We start from the raw sequence: 18,299 nt of genomic DNA on the forward strand, positions 1-18,299 counted from the left end.
TCGAAGCAATTAAGGAAGTAATGCGGTCATATCACCGTATGTTTCAGGGCGACGATCACGATAAAACTGCCATGTATCGCGAACCTCTCGAATCATTCTTTTATTTACTTCCCCAATAATCACTTCATCTTTATCACGGCTGGCCATGACGACAAAATTCCCTTTAGGATCTACTAAATACGACTGACCGTAAAACTCCCCCATATTCCATGGTGCTTCATATCCGACACGGTTAATTGCCGCTAAATAGTAACCATTTGCCACAGCATGTGCCGGCTGTTCCAGCTTCCATAAGTATTCAGATAATCCGGCAACCGTTGCAGATGGATTAAAGACAATTTCAGCACCATTTAGCCCTAAAAGTCTAGCCCCCTCCGGAAAATGGCGGTCATAACATATATAAACACCAATCTTTGCAAATGCCGTATCGAACACAGGATATCCAAGATTACCAGGTTTAAAGTAAAACTTCTCCCAAAATCCATAACCGTCATTTCCAACCCCAACATGCGGTATGTGCTGTTTACGGTATTTCCCTAAATAAGAACCGTCAGCATCAATTACCGCAGCTGTATTGTAGTAAGTTGCTATTCCTTCTCTTTCATAAATAGGAAGAACAATGACTACTCCAAGCTCTTTTGCGACTTCCTGAAATAGCTTTGTTGTGGGACCGTTTGGAATCTCTTCTGCAGCATCATACCATTTTATATTTTGCTCCGAGCAAAAATAAGGTCCGTAAAATATTTCCTGAAGACAAATAATTTGTGCACCCTTTGCTGCAGCCTCTCTTACTAATTTAAGATGCTTTTCGATCGCCTTTTCTTTATGAAACTCTACTGGCTCATTTCCATCTACATCATTGGAAGCTTGAATTAATCCAACTCTTACATTATCTGCCATCACTTAAAACCCCCTATATTTATTGAAAATGAACAATAGATTTTACGCTTCGTTTTTCCGAAATATGTACAAATCCCTATCTTTTTTATTTAGAGAATTCAGTTGAATTATTTTGAAAGGAAATGAAAATAGGAAGGGAAGTGTGGAAAATACTGCGGATTCATTGAAAAGCGATGAAGATCAGAGTAGAAAAGGTATTGGTAAATTAATTTAAATTAAATAAAGAGCGCCAATCAAAAAGATCGGTGCTCTTACATTTATTTTGCAAAGCGATGGTGTCCAATGGTTACTGTCACATGACGTGAAAAAATCCATTTACTTTTCGCTGTTTTTGGATTATAGAAATATAACGAACCTTTGCCTTTTCCACTAAAAGCGATTGCTTCATTAACCGCTCTTCTTGAATCGGCATCAGCCGGAAGTTTAATCCTTCCATCTTGAACAGGTGTAAATGCATAATGTCCGGATTCTACTTGGTATATAACACCTTTAATTGTATTCGGGAAATTAGGGCTCTTTAATCTGTTTAAAATAACGGTCGCAACCGCTACTTTCCCTGCGTATGGTTCTCCGCCAGCTTCAGCATGTACAAGTCGTGCCATAAGCTCTTTATCCGCTGCTGAAACAGTAGAATTAGGGATTACTATAGTTTGACCTGCATAAAGTTTTGAATTTGTCGCATGATTTGCTTGCATTAAACTAGATACAGGAACTCCTAATTTATTTGAAATTTTCCAAAATGTTTCACCTTGTTGAACCTTATGGGTCATGGTTGCTGCATTTGATTGATTAGTTAATGTAAAGGCAGACATTGAAACGATTAAACCTGCCGCAACTGCTAGTTTTTTAAGTTTCTTCATAAACATAACCTCCTAGTAGTTTCGTACTCGTCCTTATCTACTAGGCTATCAGTTGTAACATAGTTATTCATTATCCAAAACCTGGTATCTACTATTATTCCTTCCAATCCCTTGCTGTAAAACTCCTCCTCACCTTTTAGGTAATATTATCCTCCAAATGGAAATTACCGAAAATAAACCCAATGAGGAAAAAAACGGATTCATTTTTACAGACTATTTCAAATTAGTGTCATTGTTAGTTCTTTGTTAAATAGTTGTCTTATTTTTAAGATATTTTATTTTACCTCCAGAGCAAATACATATGATGCATCACCTTTTGATATATTTTTGTCCTTCTTATCCAACCACCTTGCTATGACAGAATAATAATAGATGCCTTTTTGAGTTGGTGCTGTAAACCGCCCGTTATCAAACGGAATTATTGTATCCTTATTATTTATAAATTGTATTACATCGAATTCATCTGGTTTTGGACTATAATTCACTTTAAAGGTTACCGCTTTACCGGGTTTTATTGCAATCGGATTTTTTCCTTTTAATAATTCAACTGGTCCAGCAGTATCTACACATTTCCCCTGATTATTGGAAGACCAGCAATAGGAGCCAAGCTTTGTTTCATACGTTTCTTTTCCAACTTGAATCATCGCTTTTGGCGGTTCCTCTCCTACCATTCCATTTTTCGAACACGCCGTTAGAGTAAGAAACAGAAAAAATACAAATAACCTTTTGCTCATTTTTTTATCCCCCTTTTTAAAAATAGACGCAAAGGAAAGTAAAAGGTTACTTTAAACAAGTTCAATAAGCGTTTTTAGCATGGAGATTCAGAAAGTTTTTATGCTGAAGTCTTATATGGACAAAGGAGTTAAACTCATGATTAAAATGGTTGGTTTGAGGAACCGCCGCAAATGGAGGATCGTAAGCAATTAATAGATGATAAGTGAATAAATATCGTTATCTGTAAAAAAATATCTTTAGTGTTATTTTTATAACACTAAATTCAATGTGGAGGGGATCGAAGGTGAATATACTTATTCGCATAGTATCAGCATTGATTTCTTTGATTGTTAAAGCTTCGTTTGTAATAAAAAGTACAAGCTATACACTCCATTACTTATTAAGAATGAATCCTTTAACATAATCAATGACTGTGTCACTGGAATTTCTTCTTCACATTTTATAAAGTGAAATTGCAACTAGTGGGGGTCTCTTAATCCCCCTCTAATTGCCCCAACATTTTGACTTGCTTCCTTCAGGTATAAAGACAAATAGGATTCAACCACCATTATTTTCATAAGTTTTTAAATACGAATGCCGATTTTTATTCCAACAAATGCCAATAGAATCCCAAAGGTATAACTTCCCCCTAAGTATAAAAAAGAAGTTATCCACCTTTTCTTCGACAGCAATGTTATACTTTCTAATTTAAATGTTGAAAAAGTCGTAAATGCCCCCATAAAGCCTGTTCCCAGCAGTAAACTCCATGTCCTCTCCAAATTGGATCCAATAATAATGCCTAATAAAAAGGAGCCGATTAAATTAACGGTTAAGGTAGCAATGGGAAAAGCAAAGGAAGTTTTACTTTTCATCCAATTACTTATACTGAAACGAGTGATGGCACCAAAAAAGCCGCCTATCGCTACCAATGCAATATTCATCATGATTCTTCCATTCCTCCATCCCTTTTATATAGCATTCCTGCACGGTACCCTAACAATGAGAATAATAGGCCGCCCCACAAACTTAAAAGGATATAAATAACCGCTATACTCCATTTGGATTCCATCATTAGTCTTACCGTTTCTACACTAAATGTAGAAAATGTTGTAAAGGATCCAACTAATCCCGTTCCCAACGCAGTAATGAATGAAGGAGAAAGGAATTTAATTTTTGGTAGAAAAGTCGTAAACCATCCTAATACAAAACATCCAATCATATTTGTCAGAAATGTAGCAATTGGGAACCCATATACCAATGTATCTTTAAACGGTAATCCCATTAGATAACGTAAGGATGCGCCAAAAATTCCTGCAATTCCTACTAACAAATAAACCAAATTTACTCACCTCATAATTTTAGCTTCCTCAAAAATAAACAGACTCCTACCAGTGTCTATACTGGTAGGAGTCATTAGCTTTTCAGCGTTTTTGGCGAACCCCATCGCCTATTGAGTTTCTAAACTCATATTAGCAAAATATAATATATGATACAATTCCTTTTTTGCAGTTATTTCCTCAAATGAAAATTGCCGAAAGTATAAAGCAATTAATTCGTATTCTTTCATATTTTTACCTTTACTTTATCTAACTTCTTTATTAATGATACAAGTGCCCTAATTGTAAATAAAGTAAAACTGACACTTAAAAAGGTATGGATAGGGGACCATTTATACCACTTAAATAAACCGGTACGTTTTTCTAGGAACCATTGGGAAAGACTCATAGGAATACTCCATGTAAAACTTTTTAAAATAATTCCGCCTAATTTATCATTATACGATTGTTTAACCCATAATACGCTTAAAAGCGGGAAAAACAACATATCATAAATAATATTTGTCTTAAATATTTTACTAAATGGACGAACTGGATACTTTACTCTTTTAGTTCCAACCACATAGGCATCGACTAGAGTGGCTAATACTCCTTTGGAGAAGAATATAACGAGATTTTCTCTCATTTTTGGTCCTTTAAATAAGAATGGTATTGAAGCAGCACAAACGGTTAAAAGTCCATAAAGAAGCTTTTTTTCCATGTATTTAGCCCTCACTTCTAATTGCTTTTCATTATGTATTTTGAAGTCTTATTCTGTGTATTTCTGTTCTTATGCTAACATTCACATTTACACCGATTGCTACCCTTTAAAAGTTTGTATGTGAACTTTTTTGTAAAATGAAAGGTTCTCCTATCTACTCTTATTATTTTCAATTTCATTATTTTCATTTACCTGACAATCTATTCTTTAAACTTCCATCCTAAAAATAAAGTTGAGATGATTGTATACATTTATGCTTATGTGGAAATTGAAGAGTTAACAGTCCATTCTTCCCCTAAGTATTTCTTCGCCCATCCTTCTGCCATTTGGCTTCTGCCGGAGTTGCCAGTACATAAAAAGTAGATTGTTTTAGACATAATTATTCACCTTATTCCACTTTGTTTAAACAAGTCGTAACCATAGGTACAAGTCTAAAAGGGTAATCAATAAGACAGGGATGGTTAAAATAATACCCGTTTTAAAATACGTTCCCCATGTTTGAGATAAAAAATAAAGAATTTTGATTCTGGTATTATCGGATAATAAACCCTTTTCGATTCGATTGGCACATGCAGCACAAGTCATACCAGCAATTTGAAGATGGATTTCTTTTTTATTTTCACTCATTACAAAGCACTCCTTTACATACCTAACAGGGGTATATTTACTTGAAAAAGAAAGCGCTCATCAGACATGAGCACGTTCTCCTTTTACTTCATACCCTTGATCATCAATGGTTTCTTTAATTTGTTCAAGAGTTACTGCCTCAGGATTGAATTCGATATCCACTAGTCCTTCTGATAAATGTACTTTTACCTTCTCTACTCCATTTAAAGCTCCAACGCTTCCTTCGATTGAATTAACACAATGCCCACATGACATTCCCAATACCTCTAAAGTTAGTTTTTTCATTTTAAAACACTCCTTTTTATTTTTTCATTAATTTTTGGACTGTTAATAACAACTCATCTAAAACATCTATATCCCCTTCTTGAAGTCGATCGACTACACAACCTTTTAAATGACCTTCCAGAAGGATTTTTGCTACACTATTTAGTGCCGATTGGGTTGCGGCAATTTGGGTAATGACATCATCACAATAAGTGTCTCTTTCAATTAACCCTTTAATGCCTCTAATTTGTCCTTCGATTCGGTTTAACCGAGTGGTTAAATTCTTTTTTACGGTATCAGAATGATGGCTTTTTCTGTCGCAATGTTCGAGCCTGCCATCAATAACTTCAGTTATTTGTTCCATACATAAAACTCCTTTCTTTATTTACTATACCCCCCTATCGTATGTGGTATGTCATCATCATACAATACCCCCCTACCCTATGTCAAGCGATAAAATAAAAAATAGGCATTTACTTTTTTATTATTTCTCATTTTGATTTATTTACCATACTTTTAACGCATTTTTAGTATTGACGATAACCATACAAGACCCTATTATTAAGTTAATAATTGATAACGATTATCATTATCACGAACATACATAGGAGGAATCCAACATGCTTAAAAGAGTGTTTAATATGAAAACGATTCTAATCGCTCTTTCCATCGTTGTTTTAATAGGTGTTTTGGTCTGGCAAGGAGTTTATTTTAAAGGGAATCCCGATCCTACAGCCAGTCATATTACACCAGGTGCAGCAGTTATTAATACTGCCATTTTAGTTTTTCGAGAGGGATTAGAAGCAATTTTAGTATTAGCTGCCATTATTTCAGGGTTAATTCGCAAGAAACAGGATAACTATTGGAAGCCAATTTCACTAGGAGCTGGTGTTTCTTTTGTAGCTACTCTTATCACATGGTTTATAGTAGTTGCTATCCTTTCCTCAGTTAATGCACCTCAATTAGATATTCAAGCATTTACAGGAATTTTAGCAGTGGTAGTTTTATTAGTCATTCTTAATTGGTTCTTCCATAAAATATACTGGACTGGATGGATTAGTCTCCATAACCGTAAGAAACAACAATACATTGGTAAGGACAATGTTGTAACGAAAAGCGCTTTTTGGTCTTTATTTATTGTTGGATTAACTTCCGTTTATCGAGAAGGATTTGAAGTTGTTTTATTCCTTCAAAATCTTCGATTAAAAGTGGGTTCAGATATTATCCTTCAAGGGACATTAATTGGTTTATCCCTCACAATGATTGTGGGTGTCCTTACATTTTTATTTCAAAAGAAACTTCCACACAAGAAAATGTTGGTGTTTACCGGTGTCCTTTTAGTGATGGTTCTTGCCGTAATGGTCGGAGAAACCGTTCAGGAAATGCAACTTGCTGGTTGGATGAGTACGACATCAATTGGTGTAGAGTTCCCAGATTGGATGGGAGTTTGGTTCTGCGTCTTCCCGAATGTAGAAGGATTATCCTTACAAGCTGTTGCTGTTATTTATGTTCTAGGATCCTATTTCCTTCAACGTTATCTAACAAAGCGAAAAGCAGAGAAAAAGTTAGCGAAATTAAGATCAACAACAGAACAACATGTTTAAAAGTGAAAAGCAACCTGGTTGCTTTCTTTTTTTATCCCATTACATTTATTATCGGGCTTTACTACAAAATTTACCCAATTTCACTTTTAGATCTATTTAGATGGATAGATTTCATCAAACGTTTAGCATCTGATACACAATAAGAGCGAATGCTGGTTTCGCCTTTTCATAATTACACCTAAAAGAATTAAACCAATCCATACCCCTATACCTAGAAATTCTATGCACTAATATAACTTATATCATTAATGGAACTACAGACACTTTTTTGTTTATGAGTAGCATTCTTTACAAAAAGTTCCTTTGATAATAAATAGTAGTGATTTTTTTACTTTTTTAAATTTCAAGATAAAATATGAAAATAAATCTGCATACTTTCTCGATATTTAAAGTTTAAAATAGAGGTATTTGATACAAGGGTGATATCATGAAAATTTCATTAAAATTAGGAATATGGTTTTTTGTTTGCATAGTTTTAATAGAATTTATTTCAATGTTATATTTGCACGACCATGTCATTCATTCACGAGTAAGCCAAGAATTACAGTCACTTCAAGCGCGAGGAAATAGCCATCGTGATGTTTTGGAAATTTCCTATGATACTGGCACTCTCCATCATATCGGGCTGATGGAATCCCATACAGATACAGAAGTAGTCATTACAAATACAAAGGGAAAAATTATTCTTTCCTCAAGCAAAATAAACAAAGGTATCCGTAATATCTTACATCAACCAATAGGACACCTTTCTCGGAACGGAAAAATTATTCAGCCTGATTGGCAAAATGAACAATATATTTCTACTGTCACTGCATTTAATATAGGAAACGAAAATCAAGGGTATGTTTATATGTTTAAAAATACAGATGACGTTCAGAAATTAATTTCTCAACTAAACCAACATTTTATATTTGCTTCCGTTTTAATCTTATTTTTTATGCTTTTTACGGTCTTCTTTTTATCAAGAGCATTGACAAAACCACTGTTATCCATGAAAGAAGCCACAAAGAAAATTAGTAAAGGGGATTTTTCCGTTACATTGCCAGAGCCATCAAAAGATGAGTTAGGTGAACTTTCAAGATCGATTCAAACTTTGGCGGATGACTTAAATTATTTAAAGAAAGAACGGAACGAATTTCTAGCTAGTATTTCTCATGAACTCCGTACCCCCCTTACGTATGTCAAAGGTTATGCCGACCTTGCAAAAAGAAAGGGATTAGACGAAGCAGAACGAATTCATTATCTTGAGATTATTCATGAGGAAGCAGAGAGAATAAACAATCTTTTAGAAGAATTATTTGATTTGGCGAAGCTTGATCAAAACACATTTACGATTATAAAGGAAAAGGTTCATCTCTCCTCCTTTTTGCAATCTATTTATGAAAAAATTTTACCTGCCTATCAAAACAAAGGAATTCAGTTATCGTTAAAAAGTGATGAAACCATTTTTGTCGAAATTGACCCTACACGTTTTGATCAAGTATTGATAAATATATTGGATAATGCTTTAAAATACTCGAGTGAACCTGCGACTACTCATATTAACGCATTTCTAAAAAATAATATAGTCCATTTATCTATTTGTGACGAAGGAATTGGAATTCCCAAAAAAGATCTTCCTTATATCTTTGACCGATTGTACAGAGTAGAAAAATCTCGGTCGAGGGTTACTGGAGGTTTTGGTATTGGACTTGCCATTGTGAAAGAGCTAGTGGAAGCTCAAGGAGGACAAATAACCGTTGAAAGTGAAGTTGGAAAAGGAACTTGCTTTACCATTTTGTTAAAGGAGAATTCAAATGAAAACTGTATTACTGGTTGATGATGAACAGAGAATGCTCGATCTCTTGTCCTTATACCTAACCCCAAATGGTTATCACTGTATTAAGATGAAATCTGGAATGGAAGCATTAGCCTATTTGGTAAAGGAAAAAGCAGAAGTTGTTCTTTTAGATATCATGATGCCTGAAATGGATGGTTGGGCAACCTGCCAAAAAATCCGTGAAATATCCGATGTTCCTGTTATTATGTTAACTGCACGCGACGCTAAGGAGGAAATCGTCAAAGGCTTAAAGATGGGTGCTGACGATTATGTTTCTAAGCCATTTAATGAAGCAGAATTACTGGCAAGAATCGAGGCGGTCATGAGAAGGACAAAAAATAATACAGAAGAGCTTCTGCATTTTAAAGGATTAACCGTAGATAAGAATGCATTTGAAGTCTTTTATAAAGGCCAAAAACTATTGATGACACCTAAGGAAATCTCGCTTCTATCACTGTTTTTACAGTATCCTAATAAAGTCTTTTCCAGGGATCATTTACTTTCAACCATTTGGGGCTTTGATGCTGAGACAGAAGATCGAACGATAGATTCCCACATTCGTAATATTAGAGATAAATTGCGGCAAGTTGGATTTCCAATAAATCAACACTTAAAAACGGTTTGGGGCATCGGTTATAAATGGAGTCCTAAAGGCGAATAACAAAAATTTAGAGGTAAGAAAGTGAAATTCAAAAAGAAAAAGCTAATTCCATATTATAGGATTAGCTTTTTCTCTATTTTATTTGGCAGTTACTTCGTCCTCGGTTACCCATTTATGATTCTTTACGACTGGTCCACCTGTTGTCGGTGTATAATCAACCATGTAAACGGTTGTTTTTTCTGAAGTGACAATTTCACCTTTCGCCCCTTGCATTCCTTTCATGTGATCTGCCTCCAATGTAACTTTTGTACCAGGTTTTAATGTTTGATCTCCTGCATCCTTTATTTCTTCCTGGATGACCCATTTATGATTTTTTACTTCCGGTCCACCTGTTGTCGGCGTGTAGTTCACAACACAAGCGGTTGTATCGAAAGCCCCTGAGATGGTTGCTTCAGCATCCATCATTCCCTTCATATGATCTGTTTTAAGAATCACTTTATCTCCTACTTTATATGTTGGGTTTTTAGCCACTTTTAAAACTTTTGGAACTTCACCAGAACTTGAGTGCACCATATGATCCATGTTCATACTGCTTACTGACTTAGAATCCATGTCCATATTTTTATGGTCTGCGGAGCCATTGCTTTTTCCACAGGCTGCTAACGCAAAGATAAGCATGAACGAAGCAATTCCTATTACGATTTTTTTTTGCATAATTATTCCTCCTTAAATACCTTTGATTTAATAAATCTCCTATCGAATTATTAAAATAACAGACAAATTTGCAGAAAATGTGCATTTAATAATTCCATATTTTCCTTTTTCCTTTTGAATTAAACAAATCAACACATACAAGATCGGTTGTTTTACGTCCTTTAACTCAAAAATATAATATCGAGTACACAATGAACCTTGGGGATCGTATGAATAAAAACGGAATGGCATTTACGAATAACGCTAAGTCTTTCCCTAAAACAGATCCCAATCCTGCTGAAAAAGGGAGACATGGTGATAGTTAAAATTAAGAATAGTATCCAAAGCATCTGACCACACAACGCACTCTCACGGTTACACCTTTCAGATACTAAGCAAAAATGGTGTACCTCTATCCGTTTCACCAGTAATAAAGGATATTATTAATCTAAAACCAGACGATGAATACATCGTTGCATTTAAAACAAACAATCCCGGTAAACTAGATGCTTCATTGCCACATCATGTGTCAGCAGGGATGATGATGGAAGTGAAATACGATTGGTTTAAGCCTTCATTTAAAGTGGACCCAAATGCAGGAAACATAGCTCGATAATCGAGTAGGAGGAGGTGACTAACCCCCGACCTCTCACACCACCGTACGTACGGTTCCGTATACGGCGGTTCCATTTATGTCTGACGTAGTTGAGAATATCTCACATAAAGACTCTTCAGCCCTCGCATCTCCCAATAGGAGTTTGTGAGGGTTTTCTGTAGGATTGGGCTTCTGGCTATTCTCCAATATTTCTTTCTAGAGTTTCCCCATTCGTATGCCTTCTCTTTTGGAATCCCTAATCCAATGAGTTTTCTTACTTTGGTTTTTGGTTTCTTCCATTCTTTCCATTGGCACATTCTGAGACGCCTTCTAATCCATTCGTCTAATTCTTTGAAAATAGTGGGTGTATCTGCTAATGCATAATATCCGCACCAGCCAATCAAATATTGATTCAGCTTCTCTATTCTATAATCCATTGGAATTGGTTTTGACCTTGAAGTTAATTCTCGTATCCGTTTCTTGACACGTTGAATACTTTGGTTTGACATCCGCACCTTCGGTTTCTTATGAAATGTGAAGCTAAAACCTAAAAACTTTCTTTTCCAAGGTCTGTCTACAGCTGACTTTTCTCGATTCACCTTTAGTTTTAGAGTAAATTCAATGAAAGTAGTAATCGAGTCCATTACTCGCTCTCCGGCTCTTCTCGATTTTACGTAGATATTACAATCATCTGCGTATCGGACAAACTTGTGCCCTCTCTTTTCTAACTCTTTGTCTAGTTCATCTAGAACGATATTGGAGAGTAAAGGACTTAATGGTCCACCTTGGGGCGTACCCTCCTCGGATTTCGTTATGACTCCATTAATCATAATGCCAGACTGTAGATACTTCCGAATTAGTGATAGGAGCGTTCTGTCTTGAATCCTTTTGGATAGAGTCCGCATTAATCTATCATGATTGACTTTATCAAAGAATTTCTCCAAGTCCATGTCGACTACCCATCGGTATCCCTCTTCGATATATTTCTTCGCTTGTCTAACACCGTCATGACCTCGTTTGTTTGGTCGAAAACCATAGCTCTGTGTTGAAAAAGTCGGGTCGAAGATAGGGGTTAAAATCTGAGTAATCGCCTGTTGGATGAAACGGTCTGTCACGGTTGGGATACCTAATAACCTTACTCCACCGTTCGGTTTTGGGATTTCAACCCGACGGACAGGAGAAGGTTGATAAGTACCCTCCATTAAGGATGTTTTAAGTGTATCCCACGTTTCGAGAATATGTCTTCGTAGGTCTTTTACGGACATATTGTCTACTCCATGACTTCCTTTGTTCTTTTCTACTCGCTTTAATGCCAGTAAAAGATTTTCCCGTGACAGCATTCGTTCCATTAACATTGAGATTTATCCTTTCTACGTGAACAATACATTCTCATTAAGTGGGTTCTTTACTAAGCCCTCCCGAAGTCCCCCATGGAATTCACCATTTCTTCCTTTCAGGTAGGTTCCGTAAGAATTTTCTGCTTTCATACATAAAGAACCGTTTGCCGAGTGTTTGTTCTCCTAAAATGGTTCAGTCCTTCCTTGATTCTCTCGAGCAAACCAAGTACTACGACTTCGGCTGACTTCTGATTGTTCAGCTATCCATTACTAGATAGGTTACCAAGTGTACTTGGCGTATCAACCAGACCTCCCCGGGTAAGAGTGCAATCTTTCCTTCCATCTATCTGCTTCATTTACTTTGTATCACCTTCGGCAGAAAGGACTTTGTTTTGTATTGCAAACTCATCCAATGATACCTAGCCTTGTATGAAGTTCGTGTTCCTCAGACCGGAAGTTTGCCGCTCGCTTCCTTCAGATTCCGCGTCACCACGGACACCCTTGCGTTAAGCTAACTGCTACTTCTGCCTTCACAGTTCGGGACTTTCACCCTAGAGACTACACCCATGCCGGGCGCACAATGAAAAACAAGGGAGTAGCGTCTCCCTTGTTTTTCATTATTACTGAATGTAATCCAAAAAAATTGCGTGTGCCTCTGAGATACCATAATTCACTTCTTTGGGCACTGAAATTGGTTATAAAAATAAATTTATGCCTTCAGACCACACTTTTATAAAAAATAATCATTTAAATGAGAGTTCTCATCGGGTCAACGCTAAAAGATGTGATTCCATCAAAAGCAAAGAGAAGCATTTTTTTCAAAGGATATTTCGATATTCTAGTAATCCTCTCTTTGCGATCATAATAAACTTTAGTGGATGGAAATTTTATAAGCGGAATAACATTCCGAAGAAATAAATTAATTCCCCTATACTTCCAATTATCGGTTTAATTCTGAAATTCGCTTCATAATATTAGCACCAATTATTTTGAAATAACTCTTTTTAATCAAACTTTAATGAAACGATAAGGGATTCTTAGTACTTCACTGCTACTTTATAAATATAGGATTTATCAGGTTTATGAATCTTTTTTCATAAGGAAAACCATCACGAATAAGTCCTTGAATACGATATTTTCTTAAACACTAGGAGGAAAAATGTTCTTATCTTATCCCATCTTAGCCGCTCTTCTGGGTATGCTAATTGCACAATTCGTAAAAATTCCCATTTACTTATTAACAACAAGGGAATTAAAGTGGAAATTAATGTTCAGTACTGGTGGAATGCCCAGTTCTCATACATCTACCATTATCGCCTTGACTACTGCAATTGGATTAACTTCTGGTATTTATTCAAATGAATTTGCAATCGCTCTTGTCGTATCCCTAATCGTCATGCACGATGCTACTGGGGTTCGAAGACATGCTGGTTTTCATGCTGAAGTTCTGAATAAATTATTAGTTGATTTTAATAGACTAATTGATACTTTAAAAAATCCTAATTTAAAAAAAGCAGAGTACAGAGAGAAATTAAAAGAACTGTTAGGACATAAACCAATTGAAGTGTTTTTTGGAGCCGTAACAGGGATATTAGTAGGAGTGTTAACGTATTATTTCTATCCATTGAAATGACCTAATCCATATTGGATTAGGTCATTTTCTCCACTTGCTCTTCTGAGTTGGATTTTATGGGAAGGATAATACTGCCTCTGATCCCTCCCCTTCTTTACTATAGATAAGAATAACAGGGGTTATCTTTTTTCTTTTCTTAGTCTCCTTAATACTTCAATACCACTTATTCCCGGTAGCATTACATCCAATAAAATAAGGTCTATCTCATATCTCCATGTCTTTTTTTAATTAAGAGCAACAAGATGTGCTTATTTCGCTTGAAGAACCGCAACAAGATTCTTCTTTACTTTCTTCCTCTTTGCTTACAGGACCGCAACAGCTTGAGCCTTTCGCTTGATCGTTTCCTTCCTGTTTTTGAATAAAATTCATTACATCCATCTCCCTTAATGAAATTATATTTTAAATCAAAATAATTTGATTTAAAAACTAAATTAACTTATAAAATCTTTCTGGATCTTCGATGAACTGATTGATTATGTCTTCAGTAATTTCCAATGCCTTCTCAATGGGTTGGTAATATAAATTTTCAGCATCATCATCTGGGGAATGGATTCCCCTTTGGGCAGGATCAGTGGGTTTTTGCCCTAATCCTATGGCAGTAATTCCTTCCTTTTGGAAAGCAACAGAGTCTTCTCCTCCTGCAATCCATGCTACCTCGACACCATGATTTTGGATGATTTTTGCAGATAAATCCGCTAACCAATTTCCTGCATCCTCGTGCCCATTTCTCATTTGGACCAAGGAGGGTTCAAATCCTAAACTATCTATATTAATAACCGCATTAATTGGTAACGTTGTATTTTTCACAAAGTGTTTTGCCCCAATCAATCCTGATTCCTCTCCTGTAAAAAAAGCGATTAATATATTAAACGGGAAAAATCTACCTGATAATTTTCTTGCAATCTCCAGAACAATAGCCACACCCGATGCATTATCGATTGCTCCAGGGAATCGAAATCCGCTGGGGTCATCCCCAACATGATCATAATGTGCTGAGATTACCAGGGTTTTAGATGGATTTTTGCCTGGGAACAGTCCTAAAACGTTTTGGCACGTTAAACTCTCAGATATAAGAGGTAGGTGAATTTCCACTTCATGGTCGCCGCTTTCAACAAGAACACTTACCTTCTGATTGTGAATTCGAAAGACTGGGATGGAATTCTCCCTTGAGGCTAACAGGGTTTTATGAAACCAGCGCCGTTCTCCTCCATTTATTAAAAGCGCTTGAATTCCGACTTCTTCAGCTGCCTTAACCGTAGCGGGCAAATCAAAATCCTTCGGAATCTCTGGTATGAGAACCACTTTCCCTTTTAACTCATCAGGATCCATATCATCCCCATCGCGGACCACCAATAATTTTCCCCTTAGGTGATTTCCGCTCGGATTAGAGTATTTAGATATTTCCCCAAAATCTTTCCGATGAATGAGCTTCTTACCACCTATGTTAAGAGTCACTTCACCTTTTAATCTGGCAGCAAAAACATCGAGATAAGTATAATATTCATCCTCTCCAGCTGGTTTTGCACCAAGTTCCGCTAAACGATTAACCAGGTAATTTGCTGCTACTTTTGCCCCTACGGATCCCGAAACTCTGCCCTCTGTTTCCCTTGCGGTCAAAAAAGCAATATCTTTGGAAAGTATGCTGGATAATTTGGATAATTGACTTTTCATTCTTCCCCCTCCACTCTAAATCAATTTTTTTGATTTAAAAACAATTAATGATCCATAACCGTCATTAATTCATTGTAGGCTTCTAAAAACCGCTTCGATGTTTCTTCTCCATATTCTTTTAAATTGCTATGGAAAAAGAGTTCTAATGTAATATCTTTTGCCATTTCTAAAGAGCATACTCTTGCGTTCATTATTAATTTCAAGTAAGCAATGAAATAGTCCTTACTTAATACTCCAGCATGATTTACTGTCATATTAATTCCCTCTTCCCCCAACGTGTACTATGCACAATTACAACATGGCTGATGCATAGTAGATTTTAAAGAAAAACTACGTTTTATTGAAGGTTTTACTTCACTAAGATCCACTTGTTGCTTCCATGCATTTTTTGCTTTTCTTTCCATTTCTTGTTGGCGGAATTTAATCCATTGAAATACTTCATAGTCATTAAACATTGCTCTTCCTCCTATCATTTAATGTAAAAAAATATTAAATCAAAAAAAATTGATTTATTATCTAAAAAAAAATTAACAACAACTAGGTTTAAATAAACAACAAAGTTCATGTGAAAGTAAATGATTAACCTCTTCCTGATTTAGCGTGTAATAACTCCATGTACCCTTGGTCTCTTTTAAAATAATATTAGCATCTAATAAGATTTTTAAATGGTAAGACAGTTTTGATTGAGTCATTTCCATCATTGGAGCTAAATCGCATACACACATCGTACCTTTCTGAGTTAATATATTCATAATTTGAAGTCTCTTTTTGTCCGCAAGTGCTTTAAACTTCTGCTCATATTTCTCAAAAGCTTTCTCCAAGGATACATCTTGAGAAGGGATTTCTTGATTCATTGATTTCACCTACTTTATAAATCAAATAATTTTGATATATCAATCATACTTCCAACATTTTCATCTGTCAATCCGTTTATCAAAAAAAATTTGATGAATCGGTAGCCTATTTTTCAACTTCTATAAAGAGCCTTTACCGCATATTGATAAAGGATGGAGAGAAATAATATGTTGAAGAATTTGGGGCAAAAAATCCGACTAATGAGCGAAAAAAAAGGAATCTCTCTTAATCCTTTTGCGAAAGCATTAGGAATATCATCGGGATATTTAAGTCAGTTAGAGACAGGAAAAACGAAGGCTGTTACATACAAAAAGCCAAGAGCATCAAACTCTTGGCTAAAATTTATTCTCCTGTCTTGGCAAAACGTTTAATACGTTCCCCTATCTCATCCCGAACACGTCCAAAGAAAGCCCACTTTTCCTCTTCTGTTGCTTCGGCATTCGCAGGATCGTTAAAACCCCAGTGAACACGTTTCACTTTCGGTGGTGTGACGGAGCACTTGTCTGCTGCATCCCCACACAACGTAACCACTAGATCTGCATTATTTAATATTTCTGGGTCAATAATATCGGAGGTTTGATTAGATATATCAATCCCTACTTCTTTCATTACTTTTACGGCATTGGGATTTAATCCATGAGCTTCAATACCTGCACTTTTAATAGTCCATTCATCCTCTAAGTATTTCTTCGCCCATCCTTCTGCCATTTGGCTTCGGCAAGAGTTGCCAGTACATAAAAAGTAAATCGTTTTAGACATCATTATTCTCCTTATTCCATTTTGATTAAACAAGCCGTAACCATAAGTATAAGCCTAAAAGAGTAATCAATAAGACAGGGATGGTTAAAATAATACCTGTTTTAAAATACGTTCCCCATGATATTTTTACACCTTTGGTTTTTAATACATGAAGCCATAGAAGTGTTGCTAAAGACCCGATTGGCGTAATTTTTGGTCCTAAATCGGAACCGATGACATTCGCATAAATCAGTCCCTCTTTCACTACTCCTGCCGCATGGGTTCCACTTATCGCAAGAGCATCAATCATGACGGTCGGCATGTTATTCATGACAGAAGACAGAAATGCCGCCAAAAATCCCATGGAGACCGTTCCAACTAGTAAACCATGATTGGCAGCCGCTTGAATCACATCTCCCAATATGGTGGTTAACCCAGCATTTCTCAGTCCATAAACGACTACATACATTCCAATCGAGAAAAATACGATGGCCCAAGGTGCACCATTTAACACCTTTTTGATTTCAATCGCCTTGCTTTCCCTTCCCATTAGTAAGAAGAAGATGGCGACAACTCCTGCAATAATAGAAACTGGGATGTGGAACGTCTGACTGATAAAATAACCTGCTAATAATACCGCTAGCACAATCCAAGACATTCGAAACATCTTCTTATCTTGAATAGCATCAACTGGTCTCTTTAATTTCGATAAATCATATTGCTTCGGCATATTCCTTCTAAAATAAAGAAATAACACAAGAATACTTGCTACTAAAGAGAACAAGTCAGGGATGATCATTTTAGATGCAAAATGAACGAATCCAATGCCGAAAAAGTCAGCTGAAACAATATTTACAAGATTACTTACCACTAGTGGAAGAGATGTCGTATCCGCGATAAATCCACTTGCAATGATAAACGGAAAAATCTTTTTTTCTTCCAGGTTTAAATTTCGTACCATCGCTAATACAATCGGCGTAAGAATAAGTGCTGCCCCGTCATTGGCAAAGAATGCTGCAACCAATGCTCCTAGAATACTGACATACACAAACATTTTAATTCCATTTCCTTTTGCCGTCCTTGCCATATGGAGAGCTGCCCATTCAAAGAAACCAATTTCGTCTAAGATTAAAGAAATAATAATGATAGCGATAAAAGAAAAGGTGGCATTCCACACAATTTTCGTTACTTCGATAACATCATGGAAATCAACAACTCCCACTAATAGAGCTAAGACGGCACCTCCGCAAGCAGACCATCCGATGGATAAATTTTTCGGCTGCCATATGACCAACGTCAAGGTAAGTAAAAAAATAATAATTGATAAGATAACCACTGATGTATTTCCCCC

The 18,299-nt window shown here is 36.1% G+C and carries 23 protein-coding genes, 4 pseudogenes and 1 riboswitch; of the genes and pseudogenes, 6 read left to right on the forward strand and 21 right to left on the reverse strand.

All coding sequences use genetic code 11. From position 1 onward, the window contains the following. Nucleotides 1-9: 9 nt before the first annotated feature. The 10 genes and pseudogenes from AN964_RS17510 to AN964_RS17550 form a co-directional block, all read right to left on the reverse strand. Entirely contained in the window at nucleotides 10-900 is an 891-nt protein-coding gene (locus AN964_RS17510) for a nitrilase-related carbon-nitrogen hydrolase (protein ID WP_055740921.1), read from the reverse strand. A gap of 257 nt (nucleotides 901-1,157) precedes the next feature. Beyond that, on the reverse strand, nucleotides 1,158-1,760 hold the full coding sequence (locus AN964_RS17515; protein ID WP_055740922.1) for a cell wall hydrolase: 603 nt from the start codon (nucleotides 1,758-1,760) through the stop codon (nucleotides 1,158-1,160). A gap of 275 nt (nucleotides 1,761-2,035) precedes the next feature. Continuing rightward, complete coding sequence (locus AN964_RS17520; RefSeq protein ID WP_055740923.1) at nucleotides 2,036-2,494, reverse strand: hypothetical protein; 459 nt, start codon at nucleotides 2,492-2,494, stop codon at nucleotides 2,036-2,038. Nucleotides 2,495-3,058: 564 nt separating this feature from the next. After that, a complete protein-coding gene (gene crcB / locus AN964_RS17525; protein WP_055740924.1) occupies nucleotides 3,059-3,418 on the reverse strand; it encodes a fluoride efflux transporter CrcB in 360 nt (119 codons plus the stop codon). Further along, nucleotides 3,415-3,813, reverse strand: a complete 399-nt coding sequence (gene crcB / locus AN964_RS17530) for a fluoride efflux transporter CrcB (protein WP_055740925.1) — start codon at nucleotides 3,811-3,813, stop codon at nucleotides 3,415-3,417. The genes crcB (AN964_RS17525) and crcB (AN964_RS17530) overlap by 4 nt, the downstream gene beginning before the upstream one ends. Nucleotides 3,814-3,871: 58 nt before the next feature. Beyond that, nucleotides 3,872-3,931: riboswitch (Fluoride riboswitch) on the reverse strand. A gap of 106 nt (nucleotides 3,932-4,037) precedes the next feature. After that, nucleotides 4,038-4,511 (reverse strand): CBO0543 family protein, encoded by a 474-nt coding sequence (locus AN964_RS17535; protein ID WP_055740926.1) that lies wholly within the window; start codon nucleotides 4,509-4,511, stop codon nucleotides 4,038-4,040. Between the two features lie 269 nt (nucleotides 4,512-4,780). Next, nucleotides 4,781-4,888 (reverse strand): annotated as a pseudogene (locus AN964_RS25715) (arsenate reductase/protein-tyrosine-phosphatase family protein); the annotation flags it as partial. A gap of 25 nt (nucleotides 4,889-4,913) precedes the next feature. Continuing rightward, nucleotides 4,914-5,027: pseudogene (locus AN964_RS25720) on the reverse strand (ArsB/NhaD family transporter); the annotation flags it as partial. Nucleotides 5,028-5,198: 171 nt separating this feature from the next. Then, a complete protein-coding gene (gene copZ / locus AN964_RS17545; protein ID WP_055740928.1) occupies nucleotides 5,199-5,423 on the reverse strand; it encodes a copper chaperone CopZ in 225 nt (74 codons plus the stop codon). Nucleotides 5,424-5,439: 16 nt separating this feature from the next. Further along, nucleotides 5,440-5,766 carry a metal-sensitive transcriptional regulator gene (locus AN964_RS17550; protein ID WP_055740929.1) on the reverse strand — a complete coding sequence of 109 codons (327 nt, stop codon included), beginning with the start codon at nucleotides 5,764-5,766 and terminating at the stop codon, nucleotides 5,440-5,442. Between the two features lie 256 nt (nucleotides 5,767-6,022). On the opposite strand from AN964_RS17550, the gene AN964_RS17555 reads away from it, so the two are divergent. The 3 genes from AN964_RS17555 (at nucleotide 6,023) to AN964_RS17565 (ending at nucleotide 9,486) form a co-directional block, all read left to right on the forward strand. Continuing rightward, complete coding sequence (locus AN964_RS17555) at nucleotides 6,023-7,006, forward strand: FTR1 family iron permease (RefSeq protein ID WP_055740930.1); 984 nt, start codon at nucleotides 6,023-6,025, stop codon at nucleotides 7,004-7,006. A 427-nt stretch (nucleotides 7,007-7,433) separates the two neighbouring features. Next, nucleotides 7,434-8,825 (forward strand): sensor histidine kinase, encoded by a 1,392-nt coding sequence (locus tag AN964_RS17560; RefSeq protein ID WP_205603496.1) that lies wholly within the window; start codon nucleotides 7,434-7,436, stop codon nucleotides 8,823-8,825. After that, entirely contained in the window at nucleotides 8,803-9,486 is a 684-nt protein-coding gene (locus tag AN964_RS17565) for a response regulator transcription factor (RefSeq protein WP_055740932.1), read from the forward strand. The genes AN964_RS17560 and AN964_RS17565 overlap by 23 nt, the downstream gene beginning before the upstream one ends. A 78-nt stretch (nucleotides 9,487-9,564) precedes the next feature. Here the strand turns inward: AN964_RS17565 and AN964_RS17570 are convergent, their stop codons facing one another. Further along, entirely contained in the window at nucleotides 9,565-10,140 is a 576-nt protein-coding gene (locus AN964_RS17570) for a YdhK family protein (protein WP_055740933.1), read from the reverse strand. 313 nt (nucleotides 10,141-10,453) lie between these two features. On the opposite strand from AN964_RS17570, the gene AN964_RS27535 reads away from it, so the two are divergent. Beyond that, a complete protein-coding gene (locus AN964_RS27535; RefSeq protein ID WP_083489396.1) occupies nucleotides 10,454-10,735 on the forward strand; it encodes a multicopper oxidase domain-containing protein in 282 nt (93 codons plus the stop codon). 74 nt (nucleotides 10,736-10,809) lie between these two features. On the opposite strand, the gene ltrA is transcribed toward AN964_RS27535, so the two are convergent. Both ltrA and AN964_RS27150 read right to left on the reverse strand, forming a co-directional pair. Next, nucleotides 10,810-12,069 (reverse strand): group II intron reverse transcriptase/maturase, encoded by a 1,260-nt coding sequence (gene ltrA, locus AN964_RS17575; RefSeq protein WP_055737770.1) that lies wholly within the window; start codon nucleotides 12,067-12,069, stop codon nucleotides 10,810-10,812. Between the two features lie 741 nt (nucleotides 12,070-12,810). Further along, nucleotides 12,811-12,987 (reverse strand): annotated as a pseudogene (locus tag AN964_RS27150) (glycosyltransferase); the annotation flags it as partial. A gap of 223 nt (nucleotides 12,988-13,210) precedes the next feature. Between AN964_RS27150 and AN964_RS17580 the strand changes: the two are divergent. Next, nucleotides 13,211-13,684, forward strand: coding sequence for a divergent PAP2 family protein (locus tag AN964_RS17580; protein ID WP_055740934.1), 474 nt, complete (start codon nucleotides 13,211-13,213; stop codon nucleotides 13,682-13,684). Nucleotides 13,685-13,812: 128 nt separating this feature from the next. On the opposite strand, the pseudogene AN964_RS25735 reads toward AN964_RS17580, so the two are convergent. The 6 genes and pseudogenes from AN964_RS25735 to AN964_RS17595 form a co-directional block, all read right to left on the reverse strand. Beyond that, nucleotides 13,813-13,890 (reverse strand): annotated as a pseudogene (locus tag AN964_RS25735) (DNA-binding response regulator); the annotation flags it as partial. Between the two features lie 22 nt (nucleotides 13,891-13,912). Next, a complete protein-coding gene (locus tag AN964_RS26480) occupies nucleotides 13,913-14,053 on the reverse strand; it encodes a hypothetical protein (protein WP_161809275.1) in 141 nt (46 codons plus the stop codon). Between the two features lie 57 nt (nucleotides 14,054-14,110). Beyond that, on the reverse strand, nucleotides 14,111-15,355 hold the full coding sequence (locus AN964_RS17585) for a M28 family metallopeptidase (RefSeq protein WP_055740935.1): 1,245 nt from the start codon (nucleotides 15,353-15,355) through the stop codon (nucleotides 14,111-14,113). Between the two features lie 44 nt (nucleotides 15,356-15,399). Next, the gene (locus tag AN964_RS17590) at nucleotides 15,400-15,609 is read right to left on the reverse strand and encodes a hypothetical protein (protein ID WP_055740936.1); all 210 of its coding nucleotides are present in this window, start codon (nucleotides 15,607-15,609) and stop codon (nucleotides 15,400-15,402) included. A gap of 27 nt (nucleotides 15,610-15,636) precedes the next feature. Then, complete coding sequence (locus AN964_RS26485) at nucleotides 15,637-15,810, reverse strand: hypothetical protein (RefSeq protein ID WP_161809276.1); 174 nt, start codon at nucleotides 15,808-15,810, stop codon at nucleotides 15,637-15,639. Nucleotides 15,811-15,882: 72 nt separating this feature from the next. After that, nucleotides 15,883-16,209 carry an ArsR/SmtB family transcription factor gene (locus tag AN964_RS17595; protein ID WP_055740937.1) on the reverse strand — a complete coding sequence of 109 codons (327 nt, stop codon included), beginning with the start codon at nucleotides 16,207-16,209 and terminating at the stop codon, nucleotides 15,883-15,885. 168 nt (nucleotides 16,210-16,377) lie between these two features. On the opposite strand from AN964_RS17595, the gene AN964_RS17600 reads away from it, so the two are divergent. Then, a complete protein-coding gene (locus AN964_RS17600) occupies nucleotides 16,378-16,581 on the forward strand; it encodes a helix-turn-helix domain-containing protein (RefSeq protein ID WP_055740938.1) in 204 nt (67 codons plus the stop codon). Here AN964_RS17600 and arsC read toward each other — a convergent pair. After that, complete coding sequence (gene arsC, locus AN964_RS17605; RefSeq protein WP_055740939.1) at nucleotides 16,553-16,972, reverse strand: arsenate reductase (thioredoxin); 420 nt, start codon at nucleotides 16,970-16,972, stop codon at nucleotides 16,553-16,555. The genes AN964_RS17600 and arsC overlap by 29 nt on opposite strands. 22 nt (nucleotides 16,973-16,994) lie before the next feature. Further along, nucleotides 16,995-18,284: an arsenic transporter gene (locus tag AN964_RS17610; protein ID WP_126649101.1), complete on the reverse strand. Its 1,290-nt coding sequence runs from the start codon at nucleotides 18,282-18,284 to the stop codon at nucleotides 16,995-16,997. Nucleotides 18,285-18,299: the final 15 nt, after the last annotated feature.

Origin of the sequence: Heyndrickxia shackletonii (genome assembly GCF_001420715.1) — a bacterium.
Classification (GTDB): domain Bacteria; phylum Bacillota; class Bacilli; order Bacillales; family Bacillaceae_C; genus Margalitia; species Margalitia shackletonii.

Coding starts and splice junctions, on each gene's coding strand:
- arsC (WP_055740939.1), bottom strand. CDS start 16,972: ATGATGTCTAAAACGATTTACTTTTTATGTACTGGCAACTCTTGCCGA.
- AN964_RS17590 (WP_055740936.1), bottom strand. CDS start 15,609: ATGACAGTAAATCATGCTGGAGTATTAAGTAAGGACTATTTCATTGCT.
- AN964_RS17600 (WP_055740938.1), top strand. CDS start 16,378: ATGTTGAAGAATTTGGGGCAAAAAATCCGACTAATGAGCGAAAAAAAA.
- copZ (WP_055740928.1), bottom strand. CDS start 5,423: ATGAAAAAACTAACTTTAGAGGTATTGGGAATGTCATGTGGGCATTGT.
- AN964_RS17565 (WP_055740932.1), top strand. CDS start 8,803: ATGAAAACTGTATTACTGGTTGATGATGAACAGAGAATGCTCGATCTC.
- AN964_RS26485 (WP_161809276.1), bottom strand. CDS start 15,810: ATGTTTAATGACTATGAAGTATTTCAATGGATTAAATTCCGCCAACAA.
- crcB (WP_055740924.1), bottom strand. CDS start 3,418: ATGATGAATATTGCATTGGTAGCGATAGGCGGCTTTTTTGGTGCCATC.
- AN964_RS17560 (WP_205603496.1), top strand. CDS start 7,434: ATGAAAATTTCATTAAAATTAGGAATATGGTTTTTTGTTTGCATAGTT.
- AN964_RS17595 (WP_055740937.1), bottom strand. CDS start 16,209: ATGAATCAAGAAATCCCTTCTCAAGATGTATCCTTGGAGAAAGCTTTT.
- AN964_RS17585 (WP_055740935.1), bottom strand. CDS start 15,355: ATGAAAAGTCAATTATCCAAATTATCCAGCATACTTTCCAAAGATATT.
- AN964_RS17535 (WP_055740926.1), bottom strand. CDS start 4,511: ATGGAAAAAAAGCTTCTTTATGGACTTTTAACCGTTTGTGCTGCTTCA.
- AN964_RS17515 (WP_055740922.1), bottom strand. CDS start 1,760: ATGAAGAAACTTAAAAAACTAGCAGTTGCGGCAGGTTTAATCGTTTCA.
- AN964_RS17580 (WP_055740934.1), top strand. CDS start 13,211: ATGTTCTTATCTTATCCCATCTTAGCCGCTCTTCTGGGTATGCTAATT.
- ltrA (WP_055737770.1), bottom strand. CDS start 12,069: ATGTTAATGGAACGAATGCTGTCACGGGAAAATCTTTTACTGGCATTA.
- AN964_RS17550 (WP_055740929.1), bottom strand. CDS start 5,766: ATGGAACAAATAACTGAAGTTATTGATGGCAGGCTCGAACATTGCGAC.
- AN964_RS26480 (WP_161809275.1), bottom strand. CDS start 14,053: ATGAATTTTATTCAAAAACAGGAAGGAAACGATCAAGCGAAAGGCTCA.
- AN964_RS17555 (WP_055740930.1), top strand. CDS start 6,023: ATGCTTAAAAGAGTGTTTAATATGAAAACGATTCTAATCGCTCTTTCC.
- AN964_RS17570 (WP_055740933.1), bottom strand. CDS start 10,140: ATGCAAAAAAAAATCGTAATAGGAATTGCTTCGTTCATGCTTATCTTT.
- AN964_RS17520 (WP_055740923.1), bottom strand. CDS start 2,494: ATGAGCAAAAGGTTATTTGTATTTTTTCTGTTTCTTACTCTAACGGCG.
- AN964_RS17510 (WP_055740921.1), bottom strand. CDS start 900: ATGGCAGATAATGTAAGAGTTGGATTAATTCAAGCTTCCAATGATGTA.